General features: G+C 59.6%; 27 protein-coding genes. 23 read left to right on the forward strand and 4 right to left on the reverse strand.

Going from position 1 to position 25,830, the window contains the following annotated elements:
* The first annotated feature begins 11 nt into the window (after window positions 1-11).
* The 7 genes from tmk (at window position 12) to AC07XF_RS07000 (ending at window position 6,017) form a co-directional block, all read left to right on the forward strand.
* Complete coding sequence (tmk, locus tag AC07XF_RS06970) at window positions 12-644, forward strand: dTMP kinase (RefSeq protein WP_495025931.1); 633 nt, start codon at window positions 12-14, stop codon at window positions 642-644.
* Window positions 637-1,623 carry a DNA polymerase III subunit delta' gene (locus AC07XF_RS06975; protein ID WP_495025932.1) on the forward strand — a complete coding sequence of 329 codons (987 nt, stop codon included), beginning with the start codon at window positions 637-639 and terminating at the stop codon, window positions 1,621-1,623. The genes tmk and AC07XF_RS06975 overlap by 8 nt, the downstream gene beginning before the upstream one ends.
* 72 nt (window positions 1,624-1,695) lie before the next feature.
* Window positions 1,696-2,481 carry a TatD family hydrolase gene (locus AC07XF_RS06980; protein WP_495025933.1) on the forward strand — a complete coding sequence of 262 codons (786 nt, stop codon included), beginning with the start codon at window positions 1,696-1,698 and terminating at the stop codon, window positions 2,479-2,481.
* A gap of 342 nt (window positions 2,482-2,823) precedes the next feature.
* Window positions 2,824-3,462: a TetR/AcrR family transcriptional regulator gene (locus AC07XF_RS06985; RefSeq protein WP_204934341.1), complete on the forward strand. Its 639-nt coding sequence runs from the start codon at window positions 2,824-2,826 to the stop codon at window positions 3,460-3,462.
* A gap of 138 nt (window positions 3,463-3,600) precedes the next feature.
* Window positions 3,601-4,569 carry a GTP 3',8-cyclase MoaA gene (locus AC07XF_RS06990; RefSeq protein WP_458370221.1) on the forward strand — a complete coding sequence of 323 codons (969 nt, stop codon included), beginning with the start codon at window positions 3,601-3,603 and terminating at the stop codon, window positions 4,567-4,569.
* Between the two features lie 262 nt (window positions 4,570-4,831).
* Window positions 4,832-5,440, forward strand: coding sequence for a DUF4823 domain-containing protein (locus AC07XF_RS06995; protein ID WP_495025934.1), 609 nt, complete (start codon window positions 4,832-4,834; stop codon window positions 5,438-5,440).
* A gap of 16 nt (window positions 5,441-5,456) precedes the next feature.
* The gene (locus tag AC07XF_RS07000; protein ID WP_007987190.1) at window positions 5,457-6,017 is read left to right on the forward strand and encodes a DUF1285 domain-containing protein; all 561 of its coding nucleotides are present in this window, start codon (window positions 5,457-5,459) and stop codon (window positions 6,015-6,017) included.
* Between the two features lie 28 nt (window positions 6,018-6,045).
* Here the strand turns inward: AC07XF_RS07000 and AC07XF_RS07005 are convergent, their stop codons facing one another.
* Together AC07XF_RS07005 and AC07XF_RS07010 are read right to left on the reverse strand one after the other, a co-directional pair.
* Window positions 6,046-6,375 carry a hypothetical protein gene (locus AC07XF_RS07005; protein ID WP_495025935.1) on the reverse strand — a complete coding sequence of 110 codons (330 nt, stop codon included), beginning with the start codon at window positions 6,373-6,375 and terminating at the stop codon, window positions 6,046-6,048.
* An 81-nt stretch (window positions 6,376-6,456) separates the two neighbouring features.
* The gene (locus tag AC07XF_RS07010; protein WP_495025936.1) at window positions 6,457-7,662 is read right to left on the reverse strand and encodes an MFS transporter; all 1,206 of its coding nucleotides are present in this window, start codon (window positions 7,660-7,662) and stop codon (window positions 6,457-6,459) included.
* 342 nt (window positions 7,663-8,004) lie between these two features.
* On the opposite strand from AC07XF_RS07010, the gene AC07XF_RS07015 reads away from it, so the two are divergent.
* The 6 genes from AC07XF_RS07015 to AC07XF_RS07040 all read left to right on the forward strand — a co-directional run bounded on the left by AC07XF_RS07015 (window position 8,005) and on the right by AC07XF_RS07040 (window position 13,923).
* Window positions 8,005-8,487, forward strand: coding sequence for a GNAT family N-acetyltransferase (locus AC07XF_RS07015; RefSeq protein ID WP_429491375.1), 483 nt, complete (start codon window positions 8,005-8,007; stop codon window positions 8,485-8,487).
* A gap of 262 nt (window positions 8,488-8,749) precedes the next feature.
* A complete protein-coding gene (locus AC07XF_RS07020; protein ID WP_495025937.1) occupies window positions 8,750-9,742 on the forward strand; it encodes a 2-dehydro-3-deoxygalactonokinase in 993 nt (330 codons plus the stop codon).
* Between the two features lie 19 nt (window positions 9,743-9,761).
* Window positions 9,762-10,382 (forward strand): 2-dehydro-3-deoxy-6-phosphogalactonate aldolase, encoded by a 621-nt coding sequence (locus tag AC07XF_RS07025; RefSeq protein WP_495025938.1) that lies wholly within the window; start codon window positions 9,762-9,764, stop codon window positions 10,380-10,382.
* 45 nt (window positions 10,383-10,427) lie between these two features.
* On the forward strand, window positions 10,428-11,576 hold the full coding sequence (gene dgoD / locus AC07XF_RS07030) for a galactonate dehydratase (RefSeq protein WP_008047041.1): 1,149 nt from the start codon (window positions 10,428-10,430) through the stop codon (window positions 11,574-11,576).
* A 172-nt stretch (window positions 11,577-11,748) separates the two neighbouring features.
* On the forward strand, window positions 11,749-13,059 hold the full coding sequence (locus AC07XF_RS07035) for an MFS transporter (RefSeq protein ID WP_495025939.1): 1,311 nt from the start codon (window positions 11,749-11,751) through the stop codon (window positions 13,057-13,059).
* Between the two features lie 60 nt (window positions 13,060-13,119).
* Complete coding sequence (locus tag AC07XF_RS07040) at window positions 13,120-13,923, forward strand: IclR family transcriptional regulator (RefSeq protein ID WP_116263302.1); 804 nt, start codon at window positions 13,120-13,122, stop codon at window positions 13,921-13,923.
* Window positions 13,924-13,934: 11 nt separating this feature from the next.
* On the opposite strand, the gene AC07XF_RS07045 is transcribed toward AC07XF_RS07040, so the two are convergent.
* Entirely contained in the window at window positions 13,935-14,987 is a 1,053-nt protein-coding gene (locus AC07XF_RS07045; protein ID WP_495025940.1) for an NAD(P)-dependent alcohol dehydrogenase, read from the reverse strand.
* Window positions 14,988-15,178: 191 nt separating this feature from the next.
* On the opposite strand from AC07XF_RS07045, the gene AC07XF_RS07050 reads away from it, so the two are divergent.
* Window positions 15,179-16,069 (forward strand): AraC family transcriptional regulator, encoded by an 891-nt coding sequence (locus AC07XF_RS07050; RefSeq protein WP_495025941.1) that lies wholly within the window; start codon window positions 15,179-15,181, stop codon window positions 16,067-16,069.
* A gap of 183 nt (window positions 16,070-16,252) precedes the next feature.
* Here the strand turns inward: AC07XF_RS07050 and AC07XF_RS07055 are convergent, their stop codons facing one another.
* A complete protein-coding gene (locus AC07XF_RS07055) occupies window positions 16,253-17,917 on the reverse strand; it encodes an electron transfer flavoprotein-ubiquinone oxidoreductase (protein WP_495025942.1) in 1,665 nt (554 codons plus the stop codon).
* 548 nt (window positions 17,918-18,465) lie between these two features.
* On the opposite strand from AC07XF_RS07055, the gene AC07XF_RS07060 reads away from it, so the two are divergent.
* The 9 genes from AC07XF_RS07060 to AC07XF_RS07100 all read left to right on the forward strand — a co-directional run bounded on the left by AC07XF_RS07060 (window position 18,466) and on the right by AC07XF_RS07100 (window position 25,743).
* Window positions 18,466-19,215, forward strand: coding sequence for an electron transfer flavoprotein subunit beta/FixA family protein (locus tag AC07XF_RS07060; protein ID WP_007987229.1), 750 nt, complete (start codon window positions 18,466-18,468; stop codon window positions 19,213-19,215).
* Window positions 19,216-20,145 carry an FAD-binding protein gene (locus AC07XF_RS07065; RefSeq protein WP_116263299.1) on the forward strand — a complete coding sequence of 310 codons (930 nt, stop codon included), beginning with the start codon at window positions 19,216-19,218 and terminating at the stop codon, window positions 20,143-20,145.
* A gap of 195 nt (window positions 20,146-20,340) precedes the next feature.
* Window positions 20,341-21,177 carry a substrate-binding periplasmic protein gene (locus AC07XF_RS07070; RefSeq protein WP_495025943.1) on the forward strand — a complete coding sequence of 279 codons (837 nt, stop codon included), beginning with the start codon at window positions 20,341-20,343 and terminating at the stop codon, window positions 21,175-21,177.
* 9 nt (window positions 21,178-21,186) lie between these two features.
* Entirely contained in the window at window positions 21,187-21,543 is a 357-nt protein-coding gene (locus tag AC07XF_RS07075; RefSeq protein WP_495025944.1) for a DUF4398 domain-containing protein, read from the forward strand.
* A complete protein-coding gene (locus AC07XF_RS07080) occupies window positions 21,540-22,352 on the forward strand; it encodes an OmpA family protein (RefSeq protein WP_495025945.1) in 813 nt (270 codons plus the stop codon). Before AC07XF_RS07075 ends, AC07XF_RS07080 begins: the two co-directional genes overlap by 4 nt.
* 320 nt (window positions 22,353-22,672) lie before the next feature.
* Complete coding sequence (locus AC07XF_RS07085; RefSeq protein ID WP_007973699.1) at window positions 22,673-24,112, forward strand: aminotransferase-like domain-containing protein; 1,440 nt, start codon at window positions 22,673-22,675, stop codon at window positions 24,110-24,112.
* A gap of 80 nt (window positions 24,113-24,192) precedes the next feature.
* A complete protein-coding gene (locus tag AC07XF_RS07090; RefSeq protein WP_495025946.1) occupies window positions 24,193-24,675 on the forward strand; it encodes a translation initiation factor 2 in 483 nt (160 codons plus the stop codon).
* 166 nt (window positions 24,676-24,841) lie between these two features.
* Window positions 24,842-25,096, forward strand: a complete 255-nt coding sequence (locus AC07XF_RS07095) for a YkgJ family cysteine cluster protein (RefSeq protein ID WP_495025947.1) — start codon at window positions 24,842-24,844, stop codon at window positions 25,094-25,096.
* A gap of 41 nt (window positions 25,097-25,137) precedes the next feature.
* Window positions 25,138-25,743 (forward strand): START domain-containing protein, encoded by a 606-nt coding sequence (locus AC07XF_RS07100; protein WP_495025948.1) that lies wholly within the window; start codon window positions 25,138-25,140, stop codon window positions 25,741-25,743.
* The last annotated feature ends 87 nt before the right edge of the window (window positions 25,744-25,830 follow it).

A 25,830-nucleotide genomic window follows, 5' to 3' on the forward strand; every position in this document is an offset into this window, starting at 1 on the left:
AAGGACTGCCTGTGACTGGCTTGTTTATTACTCTGGAAGGCCCGGAAGGCGCCGGCAAGAGCACCAATCGCGAATACCTGGCCGAGCGCTTGAGCGCCGCCGGCATCGAGGTGGTGTTGACCCGCGAGCCAGGTGGCACGCCGTTGGCCGAGCGCATCCGTGAAGTGCTGTTGGCCCCGGTCGACGAAGTCATGAACCCGGACACCGAATTGTTGCTGGTGTTCGCGGCGCGTGCCCAGCACCTGGCTGAAGTGATTCGTCCGGCGCTGGCCCGTGGTGCCGTGGTCCTGTGTGATCGTTTTACCGATTCGACGTACGCCTATCAGGGCGGCGGTCGCGGTTTGTCGCTGGAGCGTATCGCGGCCCTGGAAACTTTCGTTCAGGGCGATCTGCGCCCGGACCTGACGCTGATTTTCGATCTGCCTGTGGAGGTTGGTCTGGCCCGCGCCAGCGCTCGCGGTCGTCTGGATCGCTTCGAGCTCGAAGGCCGGACCTTTTTCGATGCCGTACGCAATGCCTTCCTCAAGCGGGCCAAGGCGGATCCGGCGCGTTATGTGCTGGTCGATGCGGCCCAACCGTTGGCGCAGGTTCAGCAATCGCTGGATGCCTTGCTCCCGCGCCTGCTGGAGTTGAGCCGTGGCTGAGGCCTATCCGTGGCAGGAAAGCCTGTGGCAGCAACTGGCCGGTCGCGCCCAGCATGCTCACGCCTATCTGCTGCATGGCCCGGCCGGGATCGGCAAGCGGGCACTGGCCGAGCGTTTGATGGCCAGCTTGCTGTGCCAGCGCCCGAACGCGCTGGACGCCTGCGGAGAATGCAAATCCTGTCTGCTGCTCAAGGCTGGCAGTCACCCGGATAACTACATCCTGGAACCGGAAGAGGCCGACAAGGCGATCAAGGTCGATCAGGTTCGCGATCTGGTCGGTTTCGTGGTGCAGACCGCGCAGTTGGGCGGGCGCAAAGTGGTGCTGATCGAGCCGGCCGAGTCGATGAACATCAACGCCGCCAACGCCTTGCTCAAAAGCCTTGAAGAGCCGTCCGGCGATACTGTTTTGTTGCTGGTCAGCCATCAGCCGAGCCGCTTGTTGCCAACTATCAAGAGTCGCTGCGTACAGCAGGCCTGTCCGCTGCCGGGCGAGGCCATGAGCTTGAAATGGCTGGCTCAGGCGTTGCCGGAGTGCTCTGAAGAAGAGCGTGTCGAACTGCTGACGCTGGCTGCCGGTTCGCCACTGGCGGCGGTCAACCTTCAGGGCCAGGGTGTGCGTGAACAGCGCACGCAAGTGGTGGAAGGGGTGAAAAAACTTCTCAAGCAACAGCAGTCGCCAACGCAACTGGCCGAAGAATGGAAAAACATTCCGATGTTGCGCCTGTTCGATTGGTTCTGCGATTGGTCGAGCCTGATCCTGCGCTATCAGTTGACCCAGGACGAAGCCGGCCTCGGCCTGACCGACATGCGCAAGGTCGTGCAATACCTGGCGCAGAAAAGTGCCCAAGGCAAAGTCCTCGATATCCAGGACTGGATCCTCGCCCAGCGACAGAAAGTCTTGAGCAAGGCCAACCTCAATCCGGCGTTGCTACTGGAGGCATTGCTGGTGCAATGGGCGTCGTTGCCTGCCCAAAGATGACTGTCTGCGCCTAGACTCTGAGTATCGGAACATCCGACCGTCCCACCCATTCGATGTAAGTTGCAGCCCTTTATGCTCGTAGATTCCCATTGTCACCTTGATCGTCTCGACCTGGCCGCCCACGACGGCTCCCTGGATGCCGCCCTTGATGCGGCCCGACAGCGCGGGGTAGGGCACTTTCTGTGTATCGGTGTCAGCGCGGACAACGCGGCCGACGTCAAAGCCCTGGCCGAACGTTATGACGACGTCGACTGCTCGGTGGGCGTGCACCCTCTGGATGTGCAGCCGGGCGCCGCGCCAGCGCTGGACTGGCTGTTGCAAGAGCTCAACCACCCGCGTGTGGTCGCCATCGGCGAAACCGGCCTGGATTACCACTACGAACCGGAAGCGGCGCAATTGCAGCAGGAGTCGTTTCGCCTGCACCTGCAAGCGGCACAGCAGACCGGCAAGCCGGTGATCATCCACACACGTGGCGCCCGCACCGATACCCTGGACTTGTTGCGTGAAGCGGCGCTGCCCCAGGCGGGCGTATTGCATTGCTTTACCGAAGACTGGGAAATGGCGAAGGCCGCGCTGGACATGGGCTATTACATTTCCCTGTCCGGGATTGTCACTTTCCGCAATGCCGACGCGTTGCGTGATGTGGCGAGCAAGGTGCCGGCCGACCGATTGCTGGTGGAAACCGACTCGCCGTACCTGGCGCCGATTCCCTATCGCGGCAAACCAAACCTGCCCCAGTACGTGCGTGAGGTAGCGGAATTTCTGGCAATGTTGCGCGGTGAGCCCTATGAGCGATTTGCCGAGCAGACGACGGCGAATTTCAAGCGGCTGTTCCCGCTGGCACACGTAAAAGGTTAAATCGCAGGCAAAAAAAACCCGGGTTCTGGGGGGTGAATCCGGGTTAAGACCATTAGGAGTAAAACAATGGTACGCGGTCCGTTGGTACCAATATCGGCGTGACACTTGGGGGAGATGCCCCGCCGACAGTTCAAGTATTGATCAGGATTGCGCCTAGTCCAGTTTGCTGGTCAGGGTTTTTAAACAAATTTGGAATACGTGCGCTTCGGAAGAGTTCTCATCAACCTGTAAACGTACGCGGAATGACCAGAAAGCGCAGATATGGTCGGATGATCCGTGCATTTTTGCGCAAGTTAGGCATAATACGCGGCTTCGAATTTTGACCCCGACAGACCTTTTCTTATGCATAAAGAACCTCGTAAGGTCCGTGAGTTTCGTCGCCGCGAGCAGGAAATTCTCGATACCGCGCTCAAGCTGTTCCTCGAACAAGGTGAAGACAGTGTCACCGTCGAGATGATTGCTGATGCCGTCGGTATCGGCAAAGGCACGATCTACAAGCACTTCAAATCCAAGGCGGAAATCTATCTGCGCCTGATGCTCGACTACGAGCGCGATTTGAACGCACTGCTGCATTCGGCCGATGTCGACAAGGACAAGGAAGCCCTGTCCCGGGCTTACTTCGAATTCCGCATGCGCGATCCACAACGCTATCGCCTGTTCGACCGCCTCGAAGAGAAAGTGGTCAAGGGCAACCAGGTGCCGGAGATGATCGAGGAGCTGCACAAGATCCGTGCCTCGAACTTCGAGCGTCTGACCCTGTTGATCAAGGGCCGGATCAGCGAAGGCAAGCTGGAAGACGTGCCACCTTACTTCCATTACTGCGCGTCCTGGGCGCTGGTGCACGGTGCCGTCGCGCTGTATCACTCGCCGTTCTGGAGCAATGTGCTGGAAGATCAGGAAGGTTTCTTCCAGTTCCTCATGGACATCGGCGTGCGCATGGGTAACAAGCGCAAGCGCGACACCGACACTTCGAGCAGCTGAGCCATTCAGTTGCCTTATTGCGCCATGATTTCGCTACTTGGCGCAGTATCGCAGGAATATACTCAGGTAGAGGACTTGCTAAAACTTGATTTCTGAGTCAAGTTTTAGCGGCCCGAATATTCTTCCGCCGGAGTGACCATGATCGTTGACCGACAAGGCAGGCGTTTTCGCAATTTGCGAATCAGTCTGACCTCAGCCTGCAATTACGCCTGTACCTACTGCGTGCCCAATGGCAAGCGGCTGGTGGCTGCGCAGGATGAGTTGTCGGCCGAAGCCATGGCGCGCGGTGTGGCTTATCTGATTGAAGCGGCGGGGATCGAGCGTCTGCGCATTACCGGCGGTGAGCCGCTGGTCAGCCCGAAACTCGAAGCGTTCATGACAGCGGTCGGGCAGATGGGCCTGGAAGATATCAGCCTGACCACCAATGGCCAGTTACTGGCGAAGAAACTGCCGCTGCTGGTGAACGCCGGCATTCGGCGCCTCAACGTTTCCCTCGATACCCTCGACGCCAGTGCGTTCCGCGGCATTGCCCGGGGCGGCGACCTGGCCACCGTGCTCAACGGCATGAGCGAGGCCAGTGCAGCCGGCATGAAGATCAAGGTCAACATGGTGCCGTTACGCGGGCAGAACCTTGACCAAGTGATGCCGCTGCTCGACTACTGCCTGGAGCGCGGTTATGAACTGCGCTTCATCGAGCTGATGCGCATGGGCCACCTGGCCAACGATTCCAACGCCTTTCTGCAACAGTTCGTCAGTCTCCAGCAGTTGCTGAGCCTGATCGGCGAGCGCTACGAATACCTGCAGGCCGATGCCCCGGTCGATGCGACGGCCGTTCGCTATGAAATTCCCGGCCAGGGTTATTTCGGCGTGATCGCCAATGAAAGCGTGCCTTTCTGCCGGACCTGTTCACGCTTGCGTTTATCTTCCACCGGGTGGCTGCATGGCTGCCTGTCATCGAGCAATCGCCATTACATCGGCGATTTACTGGACAAACCGCGCCATCAGGCCTTGCCGGCGCTACAGAGACTCTTGGTGAAAGCCTTGGGGGACAAGCAGGAAGTGGCGTTCTCTGGTGGCGCGACTGTCATGAAGATTATCGGCGGTTGATCCGGACTTTGTGCTTGGGTGCTTTTGTGGCGAGGGAGCTTGCTCCCGCTGGGTTGCGAAGCAACCCAAAACCATTCCCAAGTTAAAACAGACATATCGCATTCAGCAGTTTTACGACTGCTGCGCAGCCGAGCGGGAGCAAGCTCCCTCGCCACACATCACTATTCGCAATCCTGATATCTAAACGGGTCTAAGGACTGGCGCAAAAGCTGCATCCTACGGCCATTCGCCGGTTTTCCGACACTGGCCTCTGGAGGATAGGATGCGTAGCCTGGTTTTGCTGCTGGCCGTTTTGGCACTTGGTGGCTGCATGAACGTCAGCGATATGGCCGAAGGAACTCGTTACCATATGAGCGATGCGGGGTTGCTCGATCACAGCGACAGTCGTCGTGTAAATAATCTGCGCATCCAGCCGGACTCGTTCGTCTACATCGCCCAGGGCGCTTTCATGCCGCCGGGCAGCGCCGTTTACCCACGGCCCAACGTGATTGCCGAAGTCGCGTTCGATGGCTTCGTCGATTACTTCCCGATGGTCCGCCGTGCCCGTACGCCGGAAGGCCTCGACCAGGCCATGGGCGAAGCCCGTGCCGCCGGTGCGCACTATCTGCTCTACACCCGATTTGCCAAGTCTGACGACCGTATCGGCAACTCGGACGAGTGGCTGGATCAGGAAGCCCTGGATCGTCTCGGCATCGACAGCGGTATGATTCAGATCAGTTTGATCGAGACCAGCACCCAGTATTTGATTGATACTGCGACCATCAAGAGTCGTGGCGGTTTACTGACGTTCCACGATGAAAAACCGGAAGACCTGATGGGCCCGCCGCTGGAACAATACGCGCGCAGCCTGCTGGGGCTCAGCGACCAGTAATTCTAAGGAGAACGCCATGAGTGGCCCGCAAAAAGCCAACGACTTGCTGGGGCAAATCCCCAAGACCAAAGGCTTGCCGCCGGTGCACCTGTGGAATCCCGATTTCTGCGGCGACATCGACATGCGCATCGCCCGGGACGGCACCTGGTATTACCTGGGCACCCCGATCGGGCGCAAGCCGATGGTCAAACTGTTCTCCACCATCATCCGCCGCGATGGCGATGATTACTTCCTGATCACGCCCGTCGAAAAGGTCGGCATCAAGGTCGACGATGCGCCGTTCGTGGCGATTGCCGTCGACGTGGAAGGCGAGGGCGAGGCGCAGGTGTTGCGCTTTACCACCAACGTCGAGGAAACCACCGAGGCCGGTGCCGGGCATCCGCTGCGAGTGGTCATCGACCCGGTAACGCAGGAGCCAGCCCCTTACGTGCATGTGCGCAGCAATCTTGAAGCGTTGATTCATCGCAATGTGTTCTATCAATTGGTGGAGCTGGCGGTGAGTCGCGAGATCGACGGCCAGCGTTGGCTCGGTGTATGGAGTGGCGGTGAGTTTTTCCCTATCGGTCTTGAGCCCTGACCCATAACTCTGTGGGAGATTTCGGCAGCTATTGGCTGCCATCATCGTCGTCACCCGAGCTACCGCTGGTGGTCGAGCCGAGTCCGCCGCTGCTGGAGGGTTTGCTGTCCGGCAAGTTCATCCCGCCCTGACGTCCAGGGTCATTGCCTTGAGTTCGTAGGTCAGTGCCGGTGGAGGGCGGCAGGCTGTTTTTGATGCCCGCGCCGTCGGTGTTCATTCCGGGGGCACTCTGTATGGCCGGGGCTCTGGGTTTTTCTACCGGATTGGTCGGACCGGTGCTGGAACCGATGGTCCCGGCGAAGGTTGCAGAGGACAGTAGGGTAGTGAGAACGAGGGCGGTCAACCTGGACGAGGTCATGGTGTTGTCTCCAGCGAGTAGAGTTCTTATCTGATTAGTCTGCTCTCGATCTGAATGTGTGCACTATTAGTGACGAATGGCTCAGGCTCGCTCCAATGCCCTGACTACCGTGGCTCTACGCCAGATCAACCGGCCCACCGTGATCGACCAGTTGAGCGCAGCAACCACCAACACCGTGAGCAACAGCGTGGCCATGCCTTGTTCGACGATGATTTTCCCGGCCAGCAGCGGAAATCCGAATACGCCGATGAAGTACGACAGGCTGAACAGCAGCAAGGACTGCGCGGTCGTGCCGTTCGGCGCCTCATTGGCGGCCAGGCCATTGATCACCGAGTAGGTCAGCCCGTAACCGACCCCGAGCATCACCGCCGCGAGCACGTAGGTGAAGCTGCTATCAATGACAAAACTGAACATCACGATCGATACCAGCATCAGCCCCGATAGCAGGCAGGATGCGCGAAACGGGTCTCGCTTGACCACGAAGCCGGCGATCAGCATGCGGCTGCTGATCGCAGCGCTCATGAAGCCGAGGAAGAACAGCGAATAGTCGAGTGAGCGTGCCGCCGCGTAACTGGTTTGAAAGCTCGACAGGCCGCCGAACACACAACCACCAAGACCGACCATGATGATCGGGAAGACGGCCCTGGACGACAGCACCCGACCCACAGCACGCCAGGAAATCCGCGATACGCTGCTCGATTGCGCGGGCGCCAGTTTCAGTTGTCGATCCAGGCGCCAGAACAGCAATACGCCGATCAGGCTGGCCAGCGCCGCCAGATAAAACGCAGCCGTCACGGGATAGCCGAGAGCACTCGCGGTGCGACCAAGCAACGGCCCACTGCCGATACCGGTCATCATGCTGCCCGACAGCAACGCGAAGTATTTGGCGCGCTGCGCAGGCGACACCAGGCTTGCCACGATGATTGGCCCCAAGGTGTAGAACACGCCCCAGCCCAGGCCCAGCAACAACCCGAAAAACAACAGCAAATGACCAAAGCCCGGGGTCAGGGCGAAGCCCAGGCTGGCCGCCACCAGCAATACACCGAACAGCGCCACTGATCGGGCGGCACCAAGCAAGTCGGACAAATGGCCGGAAACAATCACCGCCGCAAAGGTACTGAGCATCGCCGCTGAAATCACACTCCCGGCGTCGTGTTCGTTACCGCCGCGAGAACCAATCAGTAACGACAGCAAAAACGTTGAGCCGTAGGACAGTGACAGCAGGTAACTGGCGAGGCAGAAAAGGCCGAACAACTTGCTTGAAACAGGGGGTGTTGCGGTAGACATGACGCGGTTCCTTGGCCGGATAAATGGGCAGCGCATCTATCTAACCACGCAGTGCCAAAATGTTAGGTCCGAGGTTATCGATTCCAGGGTTAGTACGGGCCGGAGTAAAATCTCTGCACGGTGGTGGCGATCCAGCTTTTGTGGCGAGGGAGCTTGCTCCCGCTGGCCTGCGAAGCAGGCCCTATCGCGACCTGATCTGTTTTCCAGATAGTTCGCATTGCCTGCTTTTGGGGCTGCTGCGCACCCCGGCGGGAGCAAGCTCCCTCGCCACAGGCAAGCCCACTCGCCACAAGTACCGCGCCGACTTAGTATGGCGTTTTCCTCTTTTGACAAGGCACGTCCATGACGATCGAAATCCGCCCGGCGACCCCCAGTGACGCACCGCAAATCCTTGCGTTCATCACGGAACTGGCCGACTACGAACGTGCCCGCCATGAGGTCATCGCCAGCGTTGCCGATATCGAGCGCAGCCTGTTCAGCGAAGGCGCCACCGCCCATGGCCTGATCTGCCTGCGCGACGGCCTACCCATCGGTTTCGCGGTGTTCTTCTTCAGCTATTCCACCTGGCTGGGCAGCAATTGCCTGTACCTCGAAGACCTTTACATCACTCCGCAACAGCGCGGCGGTGGTGCGGGCAAGACCCTGCTGCGGCATCTGGCGAAAATCGCCTGCGCCAACGACTGCGGCCGTTTCGAGTGGAGCGTGCTGGAATGGAATACGCCGGCTATCGATTTCTACAAATCCCTGGGCGCGCAGCCGCAGGAGGAATGGGTTCGGTATCGGATGGATGGAAAAGTATTGCGCGAGTTCGCCGAGGGCAGTTGAGCGGTACCCCCTGTAGGAGCGAGCCTGCTCGCGAAGAAATCGAAAGTACCATGGGGTGTCAGGCTTTCCGCTTTATCGTTGACGACCATCGCTAGCAAGCTAGCTCCTGCAGGGGGAATGCATTCCAGGGAGCTACCGTAGGCGGTGGTCTTTTTTTGCCTTTGTCTCAATATATGGGATAGACAATTATATATTGAGATTATCCGGCGCCTGGGTTTATAGTCCCGCTCACTCACTGCCAAAAACCAAAACAGGTGAAGCGATGCAGGCGCAATTGATCGCGCTCGACTGGGGGACGACCTCACTCCGTGCTTACAAATTGGCTGACGGTGGCCAGGTGCTCGAACAGCGTTCGCTGTCCTCGGGAATCATGCAGTTGCCCCAGGCGCCGAGAATCATTGGCGGCCGGGAATGCACCGATGGTTTTGAGCTGGCCTTCGATGAGGCTTGCGGCGACTGGCTCGATGCGCAGCCGCATTTGCCGGTGATTGCCTGTGGCATGGTCGGCAGCGCCCAGGGCTGGCGCGAAGCGGCCTACCGCGACACGCCGGCGAACGTTGCGACTCTCGGAACTTCCTTACAAACCGTACGCAGTTTTCGCGGGATCGATGTGCACATTGTGCCCGGCGTCATCCAGCGTTCGCGTCTGCCGAACGTGATGCGCGGCGAAGAAACCCAGGTGCTCGGTGTGTTGCAAAACCTGGCGGGCGAAGTGGGTACTGCTCCGCTGATTGGCCTGCCGGGCAGTCATTCGAAATGGGTGGAAGTGGCCGACGGCTGCATCGTGCATTTCGATACGTTCATGACCGGCGAAATTTTCGCCGTGCTCAGTAAACACAGCATTCTCGGACGCACCCAACAACGTGGCGCGTCTTTCGATAGCGATGCGTTTGATCGCGGTGTGCAGGTTGCGTTGTCGGCGGACGGCGAAATCGGTCCGCTGTCGACGATGTTCAGCGCCCGCAGCCTGGGCCTGACTGGCGAATTGAGCGCCACCGCCCAAGCGGATTATCTGTCCGGCCTGCTGATCGGCCACGAATTGTCAGCCCTGGCCGGCGTGCAACGGCGCCGGCGCAACAGCGCGCACCTGCCTTCGATCATTCTCATCGGCAATACCCAACTCTGTGCCCGCTACAGCCGTGCGCTCGTCGCCTGCGGTTTTGCCCGGGTGACCCAGGCCGAACAGGCCACTGAACGCGGATTGTGGCAACTGGCGCTCGCCGCCGGCCTGGTCACGTCCACCGCATCCCGTTAAACCTGCCTGGAGGCCTGACATGCTCAAACAAGCGCTGGCACAAAACGGCCTGATCGCGATCCTGCGCGGCCTGCGTCCGCAAGAAGCGGCTGCCATCGGCGAAGTCCTGTACACCGCCGGATTTCGCGTCATCGAAGTGCCGCTCAATTCCCCGGAACCGTACGAAAGTATCCGCATCCTGCGCAGTACCTTGCCCGCTGATTGCCTGATCGGTGCCGGCACGGTGTTGACGCCGGAGCAGGTTGAACAAGTGAAGGCAGCGGGCGGCCAGGTGATCGTCATGCCCCATAGCGATCCGAAGGTGTTGCGCGCAGCGAAAGCGGCGGGGCTGTACCTGTCGCCGGGTGTCGCCACGCCGACCGAAGCCTTCGCGGCACTGGCCGAAGGCGCGGATGTGCTGAAGATGTTCCCGGCCGAGCAGATGGGCCCGGCGGTCGTCAAAGCCTGGCTCGCGGTGCTGCCGGCCGGAACGATTCTGGCGCCGGTCGGTGGCATCACCCCGGACAACATGCAGGTGTTTATCGACGCGGGCGTCAAAGGTTTCGGCCTCGGCTCCGGTCTGTTCAAACCAGGCATGACCCCGGAGCAAGTGGCGGCTAATGCCAAGGCCTATGTCGCTGCCTGGAAAGCCCATCGCTAAGACTTTTTGGCGCTGCGAGCGCTGCATCCAATAAGAGAGCCAAAGATGAAAATCACCAAACTGACCACCTTCATCGTTCCGCCGCGCTGGTGCTTCCTGAAAGTCGAAACCGACGAGGGCGTAACCGGTTGGGGCGAGCCCGTGGTCGAAGGTCGCGCCCACACCGTTGCCGCTGCCGTTGAAGAGTTGTCCGATTACCTGATCGGCAAGGACCCACGCAACATCGAAGACATCTGGACCGTGCTCTATCGCGGCGGCTTCTACCGTGGCGGCGCGATCCACATGAGCGCGCTGGCCGGGATCGACCAAGCCTTGTGGGACATCAAGGGCAAGGCGCTGGGTGTGTCGGTCAGCGATCTGCTGGGTGGTCAGGTGCGGGACAAGATTCGCGTGTATTCGTGGATCGGCGGCGACCGCCCGGCGGATACCGCACGGGCGGCGAAAGAAGCGGTCGAGCGCGGTTTCACCGCGGTAAAAATGAACGGCACCGAAGAGCTGCAATTCCTCGACACCTTCGACAAGGTCGATCAGGCCCTGGCCAACGTCGCCGCCGTGCGCGATGCCGTCGGCCCGAACGTCGGCATCGGTGTGGACTTCCATGGCCGGGTGCACAAGCCCATGGCCAAAGTACTGATGAAGGAACTCGATCCGTACAAACTGATGTTCATCGAAGAGCCGGTGCTCAGCGAAAACTACGAAGCGCTGAAAGAGCTGGCGCCGCTGACCAGTACGCCGATTGCCTTGGGGGAGCGGCTGTTCTCGCGCTGGGATTTCAAACGCGTGCTCAGCGAAGGCTACGTCGACATCATCCAGCCGGATGCCTCCCATGCCGGCGGCATCACCGAAACCCGCAAGATCGCCAACATGGCCGAAGCCTACGACGTGGCGCTGGCGCTGCATTGCCCGCTGGGTCCGATTGCCCTGGCGGCCTGCCTGCAACTGGATGCGGCTTGCTACAACGCGTTCATCCAGGAACAGAGCCTGGGCATCCATTACAACGAGAGCAATGACCTGCTCGACTACGTGAAAGACCCACGGGTGTTCGACTACGACAAAGGCTTCGTGAAGATCCCGAACGGCCCGGGCCTGGGCATCGAGATCAACGAGGAATACGTGATCGAACGCGCCGCCATCGGCCACCGCTGGCGCAACCCGATCTGGCGCCATGCCGATGGCAGTTTTGCCGAGTGGTGAGTGATCTCTGACCCACACAACCCCCCTGTAGGAGCTGGCTTGCCAGCGAAGAGGCCGTCACATCCGACAACGATGTTGCCTGGCACGCCGCCTTCGCTGGCAAGCCAGCTCCTACGGAGTCAGCGCAAGTTTTCAAATCGACCTCAATAACCATAAGAAGAGGCACTCCCCCATGCAACCGCAAACCCTCACCGGGCAGGCGTCGTTGGTGACGCCCAGTCGCAAGCGTTTTTTCATCATGGTCCTGTTGTTCATCACCGTGGTGATCAACTACCTGGATCGCAGCAACCTGTCGATTGCCGCTCCGGCGCTGACCAGCGATCTGGGCATCGACCCCATACATGTCGGCCTGATCTTCTCCGCCTTCGGCTGGACTTACGCCGCCATGCAAATCCCCGGCGGCTGGCTGGTGGACCGGGTACCGCCACGGATTCTGTACAGCGTCGCATTGCTGCTGTGGTCGGTGGCCACGGTGATGCTCGGTTTCGCCGGCAGTTTCATCGCACTGTTCGTGCTGCGCATGGCCGTCGGTGCGCTGGAAGCGCCGGCGTATCCGATCAACAGCCGCGTGGTCACCACCTGGTTTCCCGAGCGCGAGCGCGCCACCGCCATCGGTTTCTACACCTCCGGGCAATTCGTCGGCCTGGCCTTCCTGACGCCGGTGCTGGCCTGGCTTCAGCACGAATTCGGTTGGCACATGGTGTTCGTCACCACCGGTGCAGTGGGCATTTTGTGGGCGGTGATCTGGTACGCGGTGTATCGCGAGCCACGGGATTTCAAAGGTGCCAATGACGCAGAAATTGATTTGATCCGCGAGGGCGGCGGGTTGGTGGACATCCAGGCCGAGCAGGCCAGGGTCAAAGCCAAATTCAGCTGGACCGATCTGGGGATTGTCCTGGCCAAGCGCAAACTCTGGGGCATTTACCTCGGTCAGTTCTGCCTCAACTCGACGCTGTGGTTCTTCCTGACCTGGTTCCCGACCTACCTGGTGAAATACCGCGGCATGGACTTCATCAAATCCGGCCTGTTGGCGTCGCTGCCGTTTCTTGCGGCCTTTATCGGAGTGCTGTGTTCCGGTTTCTTCTCGGACTTTTTGATCCGTCGCGGTTACACGGTGGGTTTCGCCCGCAAGTTGCCAATCATCAGCGGACTGCTGATTTCGACCTCGATCATCGGCGCCAACTTTGTCGAGTCGACGCCGCTGGTGATTGCCTTTCTGGCACTGGCGTTCTTCGGCAATGGCCTGGCTTCCATCACCTGGTCACTGGTGTCGACACTCGCCCCGGCGCGATTGCTCGGGCTGACCGGCGGGGTATTCAACTTCATCGGCAATCTGTCGGCCATCGCTACGCCTATCGTGATCGGCTTCCTCGCGACGGGTGATTCTTTCGCCCCGGCGATCACCTACATCTCGGTGCTGGCGTTGATTGGTGCACTTTCCTACATCTTGCTGGTGGGCAAGGTCGAGCGTATCAAGTTGTAGTCGTGGCATTCGGGCGACCATAATGCCGCCCGTTCACACGCTCAACGGTAAAGGCTGGATATGCAGGAAGACGCCCCAAAAATCGCCAAGGACGCCGCACCCACCGGCACCCAGACCCTGCTTCGCGGTCTGGGTGTGGTTCAGGCCGTGGCCAGCGGCGCCCGCGATCTCAAGGAAATCGCCCGGCTGATCGGCACCACGCGCAGCACCACCCATCGCCTGGCCAGTTGCCTGGTGGACGAGCGTTATCTGCGGGTGGTGCCGCAAGTCGGTTATCTGCTGGGACCGAAACTGATCGAGCTGGGATTTCAGGCCCGCGAAGAGCTGCCGTTGGTGACCCTGGCCGGGCCGTATCTGGATGAGTTGTCGGCATTGACCGGCGACACCATTCACCTGGCGATTCGTGAAGGTGACGAAGTGCTGTACCTGCACAAGAATCCGGGGCGCAATGGCCCGGAAATGCGTTCGCGGGTCGGCCATCGCATGCCGTTGGCGCGTACCGGGATCGGCAAGGCGCTGATGCTGGATGATTCGCCGCAAGAGTGGCAACGCTTGTACGAAGTCAGCCTGCCGGTGGGTGGGAAAAATCAATTCTGGCCGCAGCACCCGGAGCAATCCTGGGAGCAGTTCGAGCAGCGTATGGTCGAGTACGTGGCCGGCGGCTACGCCTTCGACCTGGAAGATAACGAGCCGTCGATCCGTTGCGTGGCGGCGCCGGTCCGCGATGCCAGCAAGCGCATCGTCGCCGGCATCAGCATCGCCAGCACCGTGCCGTACATGCCGCTGGAAAAAATGGCCGAGCTGATTCCCCTGATCAAAGGGGTCACGGCCCGGCTGTCGGCGGAGCTGGGTTTGAAGGTTTAAGCCTTGAAGGTTTAGAGCTTCAATGTCGCCATGTCGATGACGAAGCGGTACTTCACGTCACCGGCAATCATGCGGGCGTAAGCCTCGTTAATCTGGCGGATATCGAGCATTTCGATGTCGCAGGTGATGTTGTGCTCGGCGCAGAAATCCAGCACTTCCTGGGTTTCGGCGATGCCGCCAATCAGGGAGCCGGCCAGCACCCGGCGACCCAATACCAGTTTGGCCGCATGCACCGGTGGCTCCACCGGTTCGATCAGACCCACCAGAATATGCACGCCATCGAAACGCAGCGTATCGAGGTAAGGGTTGAGGTCGTGCTGCACCGGAATGGTGTCGAGCAGGAAATCGAAGTAACCGGCGGCCGCCTGCATCTGGGTGTCATCGGTGGACACGATCACATGGTCCGCGCCCTGGCGGCGAGCCTCTTCGGCTTTGCTCGCCGAGCGGGTGAACAGCGTCACTTCGGCACCCATGGCCTTGGCGAATTTGATGCCCATATGACCGAGGCCGCCCATGCCGAGAATCCCGACTTTGTCGCCAGCCTTCACGCCGTAGTGCTTGAGCGGCGAGTAGGTGGTGATGCCGGCACACAGGATCGGCGCGGCACTGGCCAGGGCCAGTTTTTCCGGGATGCGCACCACGAAGTGCTCGCTGACCACGATGCTGTCGGAATAGCCGCCCATGGTGTTGCTGCCGTCGACCCGGTCCGGGGTGGCGTAGGTCATGGTCGGACCTTCGAGGCAGTATTGCTCGAGGTTGGCCTGGCAAGCCTCACAGCTGCGGCACGAGTCGACCATGCAGCCGACGCCGACCAGATCGCCGACTTTGTGCTTGGTGACATTCGCACCGACAGCGGTAACTTTGCCTACGATTTCGTGGCCAGGCATCAGCGGGTAAACAGCAATGCCCCACTCGTTACGGGCCTGATGGATGTCGGAATGGCAGACGCCGCAGTAGAGAATCTCGATGGCAACGTCGTCGGCCCGTGGACTGCGGCGTTCGAATTTCACGGGGGCGAGGGGAGTGGTGGCCGACTGGGCGGCGTATCCGATGGCGGTGTACATGGTGAACCTCGCAAAAGCGCTGACGGGTGAGGTGGCGCATTCTGGGCGCCGGATCCTGTACCGGCCATGGCGATTCCTCCGGGTGTCATGCCTATTTCTCCGGCATGCGGGTGTGGACCGTCGCATTGGTCAGTGGATCTGCGATGATGTTTTCGTCCCTTTTTCCGTGATTTTTTTTGTGAAGAGCTCCGATGCTGTTGACCCGTCACCTTGATGCCAATGCCACCCTGGTTTCACTGATCGAACCACTGTCCACTCGCGACGGTTTCGTCCCGACCGCGTTGCCGGGTGTGCAGGTTCTGCGTGCCAGTTGCGATGTGGCCCGTGGGCCGCAGATCTATGAACCGAGCCTGGTGATCATCGCCCAGGGCAGCAAACTGGCGTATCTGGGACCGCGCACCCTGGAATATGGCGCAGGGCACTATTTGATTCAGGCGCTGCCGGTGCCGTTCGAGTGTGAAACCTTTGCCGCGCCGGACGGGCCGATGCTCGGAGTGTCGGTCGCGATCGACCGGGTGATGCTGGGCGAGTTGGTATTGGCGATGGGCTTGGCACCAGGGCGGCATATTCCGGCGCAAACACCGGGGTCGATGACCTCGGCAGTGCTCGATGACGCCATGCGCGGTTGTGTCGAGCGGCTGCTGCGGTGCCTGCACGATCCGCTGGAGAGCCGGATCATGGGCCAGGCGCGCTTGCGCGAGTTGTTGTTCGTTGCGCTGCGCGGACCTCAGGCGGATGTGCTGCGGGCGCTGGTCGAGCAACAGGGGCAGTTCGCGCGGATCGCGGCCTCGCTCAACCATCTGCACGCGCATTTCACCGAACCGTTGAATGTGGAAACGCTGGCCAGTTGCGCGAACATGAGTCTTTCGACGTTCCATGAGCATTTCAAGCGCAGTACGTTGTTGTCGCCGGTGCAGTATCTGAAGCGATTGCGTCTGCTCAAGGCGCAGGCGTTGCTGATGGCCGAGGGGCTGGGCGTGGCGCAGGTGGCGCATCGGGTGGGGTACCAGAGCACGTCGCAGTTCAGTCGCGAGTACAAACGGTATTTTGAGCGCAGTCCCGGCGACGAACGCGCAGCCTGAGTTGCCGAAAATCCCCTGTGGGAGCGGGCTTGCTCGCGAAAGCGGTGTGTCAGTCAATGTAAGTGGTGAAGGATCAACCGCATTCGCGAGCAAGCCCGCTCCCACACTGGTTTTGTGGTGTGGCTCAAATTGCAGGCAACAAAAAGGCCCCCATTTCGGGAGCCTTGATGTTCACGGTTCGGCTTACATGTTCGGGTAAGTCGGGCCGCCTGAGCCTTCCGGCGTCACCCAGGTGATGTTCTGTGCAGGGTCCTTGATGTCGCAGGTCTTGCAGTGAACGCAGTTCTGGGCGTTGATCTGGAAGCGCTTCTCGCCGTCTTCTTTGGTGATCACTTCGTACACGCCAGCCGGGCAGTAACGCTGGGCAGGCTCATCGTACAGCGGCAGGTTCTTGCTGATCGGGATGCTTGGATCGGCCAGCTTCAGGTGGCACGGCTGCTCTTCTTCATGGTTGGTACCGGAGATGAACACCGAGCTGAGTTTGTCGAAACTGATCTTGCCGTCCGGTTTCGGGTAGTCGATCTTCTTGCAGTCGGCCGCCAGTTTCAGGCAAGCGTAATCCGGCTTGGTGTCGTGCAAGGTGAACGGCAGTTTGCCGCCGAAGATGTTCTGGTCCAGCCAGTTGAAACCGCCACCAACGATGGCGCCGAACTTGTGGATCGCCGGGCCGAAGTTGCGGCTGGCGAACAGTTCGTCGTAGAGCCAGCTCTTCTTGAATGCGTCGACGTAAGTGGTCAGCTCTTCGGTGCCATCCTTGTCGGCGAACAGTGCATCAGCCACGGAATCGGCGGCAAGCATGCCGGACTTCATCGCGGTGTGGCTGCCCTTGATCTTGGCGAAGTTCAGAGTGCCGAGGTCGCAACCGATCAGCGCGCCACCCTTGAAGACCATTTTCGGCAGCGAGTTCAGGCCGCCCTTGCAGATGGCGCGGGCACCGTAGCTGATGCGCTTGCCGCCTTCCAGGTACTGCTTGAGTACCGGGTGATGCTTGAGGCGCTGGAACTCGTCGAACGGCGACAGGTAGGTGTTGCTGTAGGAAAGGTCGACGATCAGACCAACCACTACCTGGTTGTTTTCCAGGTGATAGAGGAACGAGCCACCGGTGTTCTCGGTGCCCATGATGTCCATCGGCCAACCGGCGGTGTGGACCACCAGGCCCGGCTGGTGCTTGGCCGGGTCGACTTCCCAGATTTCCTTCAGGCCGATGCCGTAGTGCTGGGCATCAGCGTCAGTGTCCAGGTTGAAGCGCTTGATCAACTGCTTGCCGATGTGGCCACGGCAGCCTTCGGCGAACAGCGTGTACTTGCCGCGCAGCTCCATGCCCGGAGTGTACAGGCCTTCCTTCGGATGGCCTTCGCGGTCGACGCCCAGATCACCGGTGATGATCCCGCGCACCACGCCGTTCTCGTCGATCAGCGCTTCCTGAGCGGCGAAGCCCGGGTAGATCTCCACACCCAGGTTCTCGGCCTGCTGGGCCAGCCAGCGGCACAGGTTGCCCAGGGAGATGATGTAGTTGCCTTCGTTGTGCATGGTCTTGGGCACAAAGAAGTCTGGAACTTTCTGCGCGCTTTCAGCGTTCTTCAGAACGAAGATGTCGTCACGGGTGACGGGGGTGTTCAGCGGCGCGCCGAGTTCTTTCCAATCCGGGAACAGTTCGTTCAGGGCACGTGGTTCGAACACGGCACCGGACAGAATGTGAGCACCGACCTCGGAGCCTTTTTCGACCACGCAGACGCTGATTTCCTTACCGGCTTCGGCGGCCTTCTGCTTCAAGCGGCAGGCGGCGGAAAGACCAGCGGGGCCGGCACCGACGATGACAACGTCGAATTCCATGTATTCGCGTTCCACAGGTTATCTCCTACTCAAGGCTCAACAGTTTTTTTTCTAATTTGGAGGTTGGGTGTCGCATCCATGAATCCCGGCGCAACGCCGGAAGCGGACAATCGATTGACCACCTTTCTCTTTGGGTGGCGCATTATATCTACACCACTCTCAGCGTCCAATACAAACGTTTGTTTGAAATGGCTCAAAGCCAGAGAAATCAAAGTCACGCGCCTTATGAACGGCTATTTTGGCGTATTGACCGGAATAGGCGTTCCGGTCAAGATACGGGCGGTTTTGCGCTCGCCGTAGGCTGGCTGTTGGTTTCAAGAGCACCTCTAAAGACAGGGCGATGGCAGTAGAGAGTGATGCGCAGCGCGGGTTTGGTGTGCAGTTTACACGCCGCGATGTTGAATGACTCGTCAGTCACCACTGACGAACGGTCATCCACATGATGAGCGATGGTCACTTGACACGTTTGCCGGCGTTTTTAGAGGTGCCCTTGCGCCCGATGAGCATCAACCGCCAGGTTCGCCTAGGCGACTTTCTTTTCACCGGAGAGTAACGAGGAATCCATGAAGGTTCTTGTAGCTGTCAAACGCGTTGTGGATTACAACGTCAAGGTTCGCGTCAAGGCGGACAATTCCGGCGTCGATCTTGCCAACGTCAAGATGTCGATGAACCCGTTCTGCGAGATCGCCGTTGAAGAAGCCGTACGCCTGAAAGAGAAAGGTGTTGCGACTGAAATCGTCGTCGTCTCCGTCGGCCCGTCCACCGCTCAAGAGCAACTGCGCACCGCGCTGGCTCTGGGTGCTGACCGCGCCATCCTCGTCGAGTCCGCCGAAGACCTGACTTCCCTGGCCGTTGCCAAACTGTTGAAGGCCGTTGTCGACAAGGAACAGCCTCAGCTGGTGATCCTTGGCAAACAAGCCATCGACAGCGACAACAACCAGACTGGCCAGATGCTCGCTGCATTGAGCGGCTACGGTCAGGGCACGTTCGCTTCGAAAGTCGAAATCAGCGGTGACAGCGTAGCTGTGACTCGTGAAATCGACGGCGGCGCGCAGACCGTTTCCCTGAAGCTGCCGGCCATCGTCACCACCGACCTGCGTTTGAACGAGCCGCGCTACGCGTCTCTGCCAAACATCATGAAAGCCAAGAAGAAGCCTCTCGAAGTGCTGACTCCGGACGCTTTGGGCGTTTCCACCGCCTCCACCAACAAGACCGTGAAAGTCGAAGCGCCGGCTGCACGCAGCGCGGGTATCAAGGTCAAGTCGGTGGCTGAACTGGTCGAGAAACTGAAAAACGAAGCGAAGGTAATCTAAATGACTATCTTGGTTATTGCTGAACACGACAACAAAGTGCTGGCCCCGGCCACGCTGAACACCGTTGCTGCTGCTGCCAAAATCGGTGGCGACATCCACGTTCTGGTTGCAGGCCAGGGCGCTGGCGCCGTGGCTGAAGCCGCTGCGAAAGTCGCTGGCGTGGCTAAAGTACTGGTGGCCGACAACGCCGCCTACGCTCACCAGTTGCCGGAAAACGTTGCTCCGCTGGTTACCGAGCTGGGCAAGGGCTACAGCCACATCCTGGCTGCCGCCACTTCCAACGGCAAAAACATCCTGCCGCGCGTTGCCGCTGCACTGGACGTCGACCAGATCTCCGAGATCATCTCGGTAGAAAGCGCTGACACCTTCAAGCGTCCGATCTACGCCGGTAACGCCATCGCGACCGTTCAATCGAACGCTGCGGTCAAAGTGATCACCGTGCGTGCCACCGGTTTCGACCCGGTTGCAGCTGTTGGTGGTTCCGCTGCCGTTGAAGCCGTTGCCGCTGCTCACGATGCTGGTATCTCCAGCTTCGTTGGCGAAGAACTGGCCAAGTCCGATCGTCCGGAACTGACCGCTGCCAAGATCGTCGTTTCCGGCGGCCGCGGTATGCAGAACGGCGACAACTTCAAACACCTGTACGCCCTGGCCGACAAGCTGGGCGCTGCCGTCGGTGCTTCCCGCGCCGCAGTCGACGCAGGTTTCGTACCCAACGACATGCAGGTCGGTCAGACCGGCAAGATCGTTGCTCCTCAGCTGTACATCGCCGTCGGTATCTCCGGCGCGATCCAGCACCTGGCCGGCATGAAAGACTCCAAAGTGATCGTAGCGATCAACAAGGACGAAGAAGCGCCGATCTTCCAGGTGGCCGATTACGGCCTGGTGGCAGACCTGTTCGAAGCCATCCCTGAGTTCGAGAAGCTGGTCTAACCCGGCGGCTTGACTTATAAAGAGCCCGGCCTTTTGGTCGGGCTTTTTTTTTGCTCTCTGTAGGAGCGAGCTTGCTCGCGATGGGCGTTAACGATGACGCGTTCATTCTGGAAAAACGCGGCACCTTTGAGTCCATCGCGAGCAAGCTCGCTCCTACAGGGGGGGCATAACCGGGTATGAGTGGAGTGTGAAGCCATGGATCTGCGCTGTGTGTGGAGCTTGCTGGGATTGACGCTATTGCCAGCGCTGTCTTTCGCCGCAGGCAAATGTGAGCGCCTGGTGGTGACCGGCAGCCCGGACGCGCCACCGTACCTGTGGCAAGACCCGCAGAATCCCAAACACCTGATTGGCGCCAGTGCCGATTTGTTGCAGCAAGTGGCGGGGGAGTTGGGGCTCAAGGTCGAACTGCTTTATGCCGGCAAACGCGCCCAGGCCCTGGACGAAGTGCGCAGCGGGCGTATGGACATGCTGGCGGACGCGACGTTGACCGTCAGTGAGCTGGAAACCCTGGATTACATCCATCCACCGTTGCTGGAAAACGACTATCTGGTCTGGACGCGCAAGGACTCGACGCTGATCTACAACGAAGCCCAAGACCTGCACGGCCATCCCGGTGCCGTGTCGGAAAAGGCCCGATTGACCCCACAATTCAGCGCATTTGCCGGACAGCAATTAACCCTCACGCGCACATCCAACCTGACCCTGGCCTTTCAGAAACTGCTGTTGGGCGAGGTCGAGTTTGTACTGGCGGGACGTTACTCGGGCATGGCGACCGCACAGACACTGGGCATGGCCGGTGATCTGATCGCTCGCCCGCAACCGGTCGACAAGCCGGGCCTGTACCTGGCGATTTCCCATGACTCGGCCTGCAACGATCCGTGGTTGCGCGGACAGTTGGCCAAAAAGATGACAGAATTGCCCGCGTCCGGACTGACGGAAGCCGTGCTGATGCGCAATATCGAGCGTTGGAAGGCACAACGCTCACAACCGCAGCAACCCTCGCAACAACCCGTCAGTACCCCAAAACAGTAGGGATATTTAGTGAGTATTCGACCTCTTTTCGCTGCCGTGGCCTTTGCAGTCCTGGCGGGTTGTGCAACCGATCCTGCGCCGAGTGAACAAATGCGCCTGACCGAACAGGCACTCGAACAGGCCAAGGCCGTGGGCGCCACGGCAGACGATGTGCCGGAAATGAAACTGGCCGAAGACAAGTTCAACCGCGCCAAGGGCAACATGACTGATCAATCCTTCAAAAACGCACGCATGCGGGCCGAACAGGCCGAACTCGATGCGCGTCTGGCTGAAGCCAAGGTATTGACAGCCAAGAGCGAGGAACAGTTGAACGTGCTTAATACCCGCATCACCCGCCTGCGCAAGCAACTGGGAGATGCCGAATGAGCCTCAAGACTAAAGCCCTCGGCGGTTTGATCCTGGCAGGCTGTGCGAGTCTCTTTGGCTGCGCCAGCCAGCACAGCGAGTCCGCGTTGCAGCAGGCCGGTGCCGACTTTCAGAAGGTCAAGGAAGACTCCAATGTGCTGCGAATCGCCCCCAAGGATGTGATTCGCGCCGGAGAGTCCCTGGCCCGTGCCGATCGCCTGTCCAGTTATTGGGGCAGCGGTTCGGACGTGGTGCATTACGCCTACCTGAGCCAGCGCTATAGCGCGATTGCCCGGGAACATACCAATCAGGCGCTCAACGAAGAGCAAGCGGCGAAGCTCGAACTGGAGCGGCAGCGCCTGCAACTGGAACTGCGTGAATCCAAACTGTTCAGCGTGCAGCAGCAAGGCAAATGGCTCGAAGAGCAGATCCTGGCATTGACGACCACCCAGACCGACCGCGGCCTGGTGATGACGTTGGGCGACATGTTGTTCGACACGGGCGAAGCGGAGTTGAAACCTTCGGCCAACCGTGTGGTGTTGAAGATCGTGCAGTTCCTGCAACTCAACCCCAAGCGTGTGGTGCGGATCGAAGGTTATACGGACAGTACCGGGGGCAAGCAGGAAAACCTCAAGCTGTCCCGCGACCGTGCGCAATCGGTGGCTGACGTGCTGATGGACCTGGGCATCGACGACAAGCGCATCCAGGTCGAGGGTTATGGCGACGAGTATCCGGTGGACGCTAATGCGTCGGAGCGGGGCCGGGCGCAGAACCGTCGGGTGGAAATTGTGTTTTCCGACGAAAAAGGCCAGCTCGGCGCTGCCCGCTAACGCTGCTCCAGGGTGATGCTATGCACCCCGTAGGAGCTGTCGAGTGAAACGAGGCTGCGATCTTTCCAGGTTCACTTAAGTCCCAAGCGAAAGATCAAAAGATCGCAGCCTCGTTTCACTCGACAGCTCCTACAACAACCCGGCCTGCCATGCAGTGCCGGGTTTTTTTATGTCCGCCGATGACCGCACAAAACAGTACAGATTTTGCTGACACTGCACTGTATGGTCGACTATTGTGGCAACTGTCCCAGTACACTTCTAAACTGTTCCGGTATTGTTTCACACAAGAATAAAATGCCCGTGAAATCGAGTGCTGCGTCATGACCAATCTTTTGCTCTATCAACGTATTGCTCAACAACTGGCCGAAGACATCCGCCGCGGGGTCTATCAGCCGGGAGAGCGCGTACCTTCGGTACGCAAGATGAGCTCGCAGCTCAATGTCAGCCATGCGACGGTGTTGCAGGCGTATGCCAATCTCGAGGATCAGGGGCTGATCCGCGCCCGGCCGCAGTCGGGCTACTACGTGCACCAGACACCGGCACTCACCGCACCGACGCCGGATATCGCCCGGGTCGAGCGCCCTGGGCTGGTCACCCGCAGCAGCATCATTCAACAAGTCCTGGTCGAATCCCGTCGTGAAGGTGTTTTCCCGCTGGGCGCTGCGGTGCCGAGTGTCGACTATTTGCCGGTGCGGGCACTGCATCAGCAATTGGCCAAAGTCACCCGCTTCCATAGTCCGCGGGCCTTCAGCTACATGTTCAGCCCCGGTTTCGAACCGTTGCGCCGGCAAGTGGCGATCCGCATGCGCGATGCCGGCGTAGTGGTCGATCCGTCGGAGGTGGTGATCACTCACGGCTGCGTCGATGCGCTGCAGATGTCCTTGCGCGTCTTGACCCGTCCCGGTGATCTGATCGCGGCCGAGTCGCCGACCTATTACGGGTTGCTGCAACTGGCCGATCTGTTGGGCCTCAAGGTCATCGAAATCCCCAGCGATCCGGCCACGGGCATGAGCCTTGAAGCCCTGCAACTGGCGGCCAACCAATGGTCGATCAAGGCGTTGGTGCTGACCACCCGACTGAGTAATCCATTGGGCGGCACCATGCCGGAAGAGCGGCAGAAACAATTGCTGCGCCTGGCGTCGGACTTCGATATCCAGATTGTCGAAGACGATATCTATGGTGAGTTGATGTTCGAGCAGGGGCGCACCAAGTCCCTCAAGGCCTACGATCGCCTGGACCGGGTAATCTATTGCTCAAGCTTCTCTAAAACCCTGTCGCCTGGCGTGCGGATCGGCTGGATGATTGCCGGCAAGTATCAGCAGGAAATCCAGCGCTTGCAGACCTTCAGCACGCATTCTGCGTGTAGCGTTACCCAGATGGGCATTGCCGCTTACCTGGAAAATGGCGGGTACGACCGGCATTTGCGCTTCATCCGTCAGGAGTACCGTAAAAACCTCAGTGCCTTCCAACTGGCCGTGCAGCAGTATTTCCCGGAAGGCACGCAGATGACCCGGCCTACCGGTGGCTTCATTCTGTGGGTCAGCCTGCCGGGGCGGGTCAACACGCAAGAGTTGCACGTGCGGGCATTGCAGCAGGGCATCAGCATTGCGCCGGGTCTGATCTTCAGTAACACCGAGCAGTTCAATCACTGCATTCGTCTCAATTGCGGCACGCCATGGAACCGTGAAGCCGAGCGCGCATTGATGACCTTGGGCATGCTGGCCACCCAACTCTGCCAGGAAATGGCCGGAGGTTTGTAACAGGCTGCTACTGCGCTTGTCTTGTGGGCGGCAACAGGCGAGCATATGTACCCCTGCCGTTTGCGCCCACCGTTGGATCCATGAAACCGATTTTTCCTGCCACCTGGCTTTTGCTCTGCCTGTTTACGAGTATTCAGCCGGCATCCGTCGTGGCGGCCACCGAGCAGGATCAGCAAACCACTGGCAGTTTCCACGTAGCACCGATAAAAACCGAACCTGTGAAAAAAGCCTCGTCGGCCAAGAAGCCGGCGACGCCTGTGAAAAAGCGTCCACCCGTTGCCTCCAAATCGAAACCGGCCAGCGAGGTGGTAAAGACTGAGCTTCCGTCTGCCAAGCTCGATCTTAGCTTGCCTCGGGACATGGTTCAGGAGCTGAAACCGCTGGGAACCGTGACATTGCCCAAGCGCGAACCGTTATTGCCACAGATGTTCGGCGAAAAGAGCGGCAGCAGTCCATTCCAGCTCAACGGACGCTTGCTCAGCAATGAAATGCAGCTGCAACTGCGCAATGAAGAGCGCCGCGAGGTCGAAGGCGCGGCACTGGATTTCGAGTTCAAACAGTAACCTCATCCCGATCCGCGAGCCGCAGACCAGACGCTTTGTCGGAGACTGGCCGGTCATGTTCGTTTGCACTGAAAAACCCGCTCGCAGGTAATTTAAAACAACTGTTTTAGCGGGTACTCTGTGCCCCGTCCTTTAACACATTGCTCGTCGCGAGGAGCTTGTCGTCATGAAATGCCGTGAGGGCTGTGGCGCTTGTTGCATTGCCCCTTCCATCAGTTCACCGATTCCCGGTATGCCCAACGGCAAAGCCGCGGGGGAGCGTTGCCTGCAACTTTCCTCGAACAACCTGTGCAATATTTTCGGCCAGCCGGAGCGGCCGGCGGTGTGTTCTGCCTTCCAGGCCGACCCCGAGGTGTGCGGAAGCAGCAGCGAAGAAGCCATTCGGCTGATTGGCTGGTGGGAGCAAATGACGGCGGCGTGATGTGTTCGACGAACGGAACTTCAACAATAAGGAATAAGACTATGGGTTCGCTGCATCGTATTGCTGTGCTGTGTGGTTTGACGGTTGTACTGGCTACCTCGGCGGCCCAGGCCGAAGACTGGAAAGTCAAAAAAGACGAAGACGGCATCAAGATCTCCCTGAGTGAAGTGGCCGGGTCCGACTACAAGGCCTACCAGGGTGTCACGCTGATGAAAACCACCATGGCCAAGCTGCGTGCGTTGCAGGAAGACGTGTCCGGAGCCTGCGCCTGGATCCACGAATGCAAAACCCAGAAGCTGCTCAAGCACGAAGGTGACCAGAGCTGGACCTACACCCAGTTCAACACCCCTTGGCCGGTTACCCCGCGTGATTCGGTGCTGCACGTCACCACCATTGAAGGCGCCGATGGCAGCGTAACCCGCAAGCTCGAAGGCGTACCGAAGTACCTCCCTGAAGAAAAAGGCTTTGTCCGGGTCGCCAAGGTCGACGGTTTCTGGAAGTTCGTGCCCAAGGGCGACCAGATCGAGGTGACCTATCAGGTGCACACCGAACCGGGCGGCAGCGTGCCTTCGATGGTGGCCAACAAGTTCGTGGTGGATGCCCCGTTCAATACCTTGAAAGCCCTGAAAGAACGCGCCGAGAAGTAACCGCGCCGCTCTTTCGATAACGCCCCGACTTGTTCGGGGCGTTTTTCTTTGCGCAATAGGGAAAATGCCGCTCAGTTAAGCCGTCAC

The sequence above is a fragment of the Pseudomonas sp. GW821-FHT01C01 genome (genome assembly GCF_059422645.1).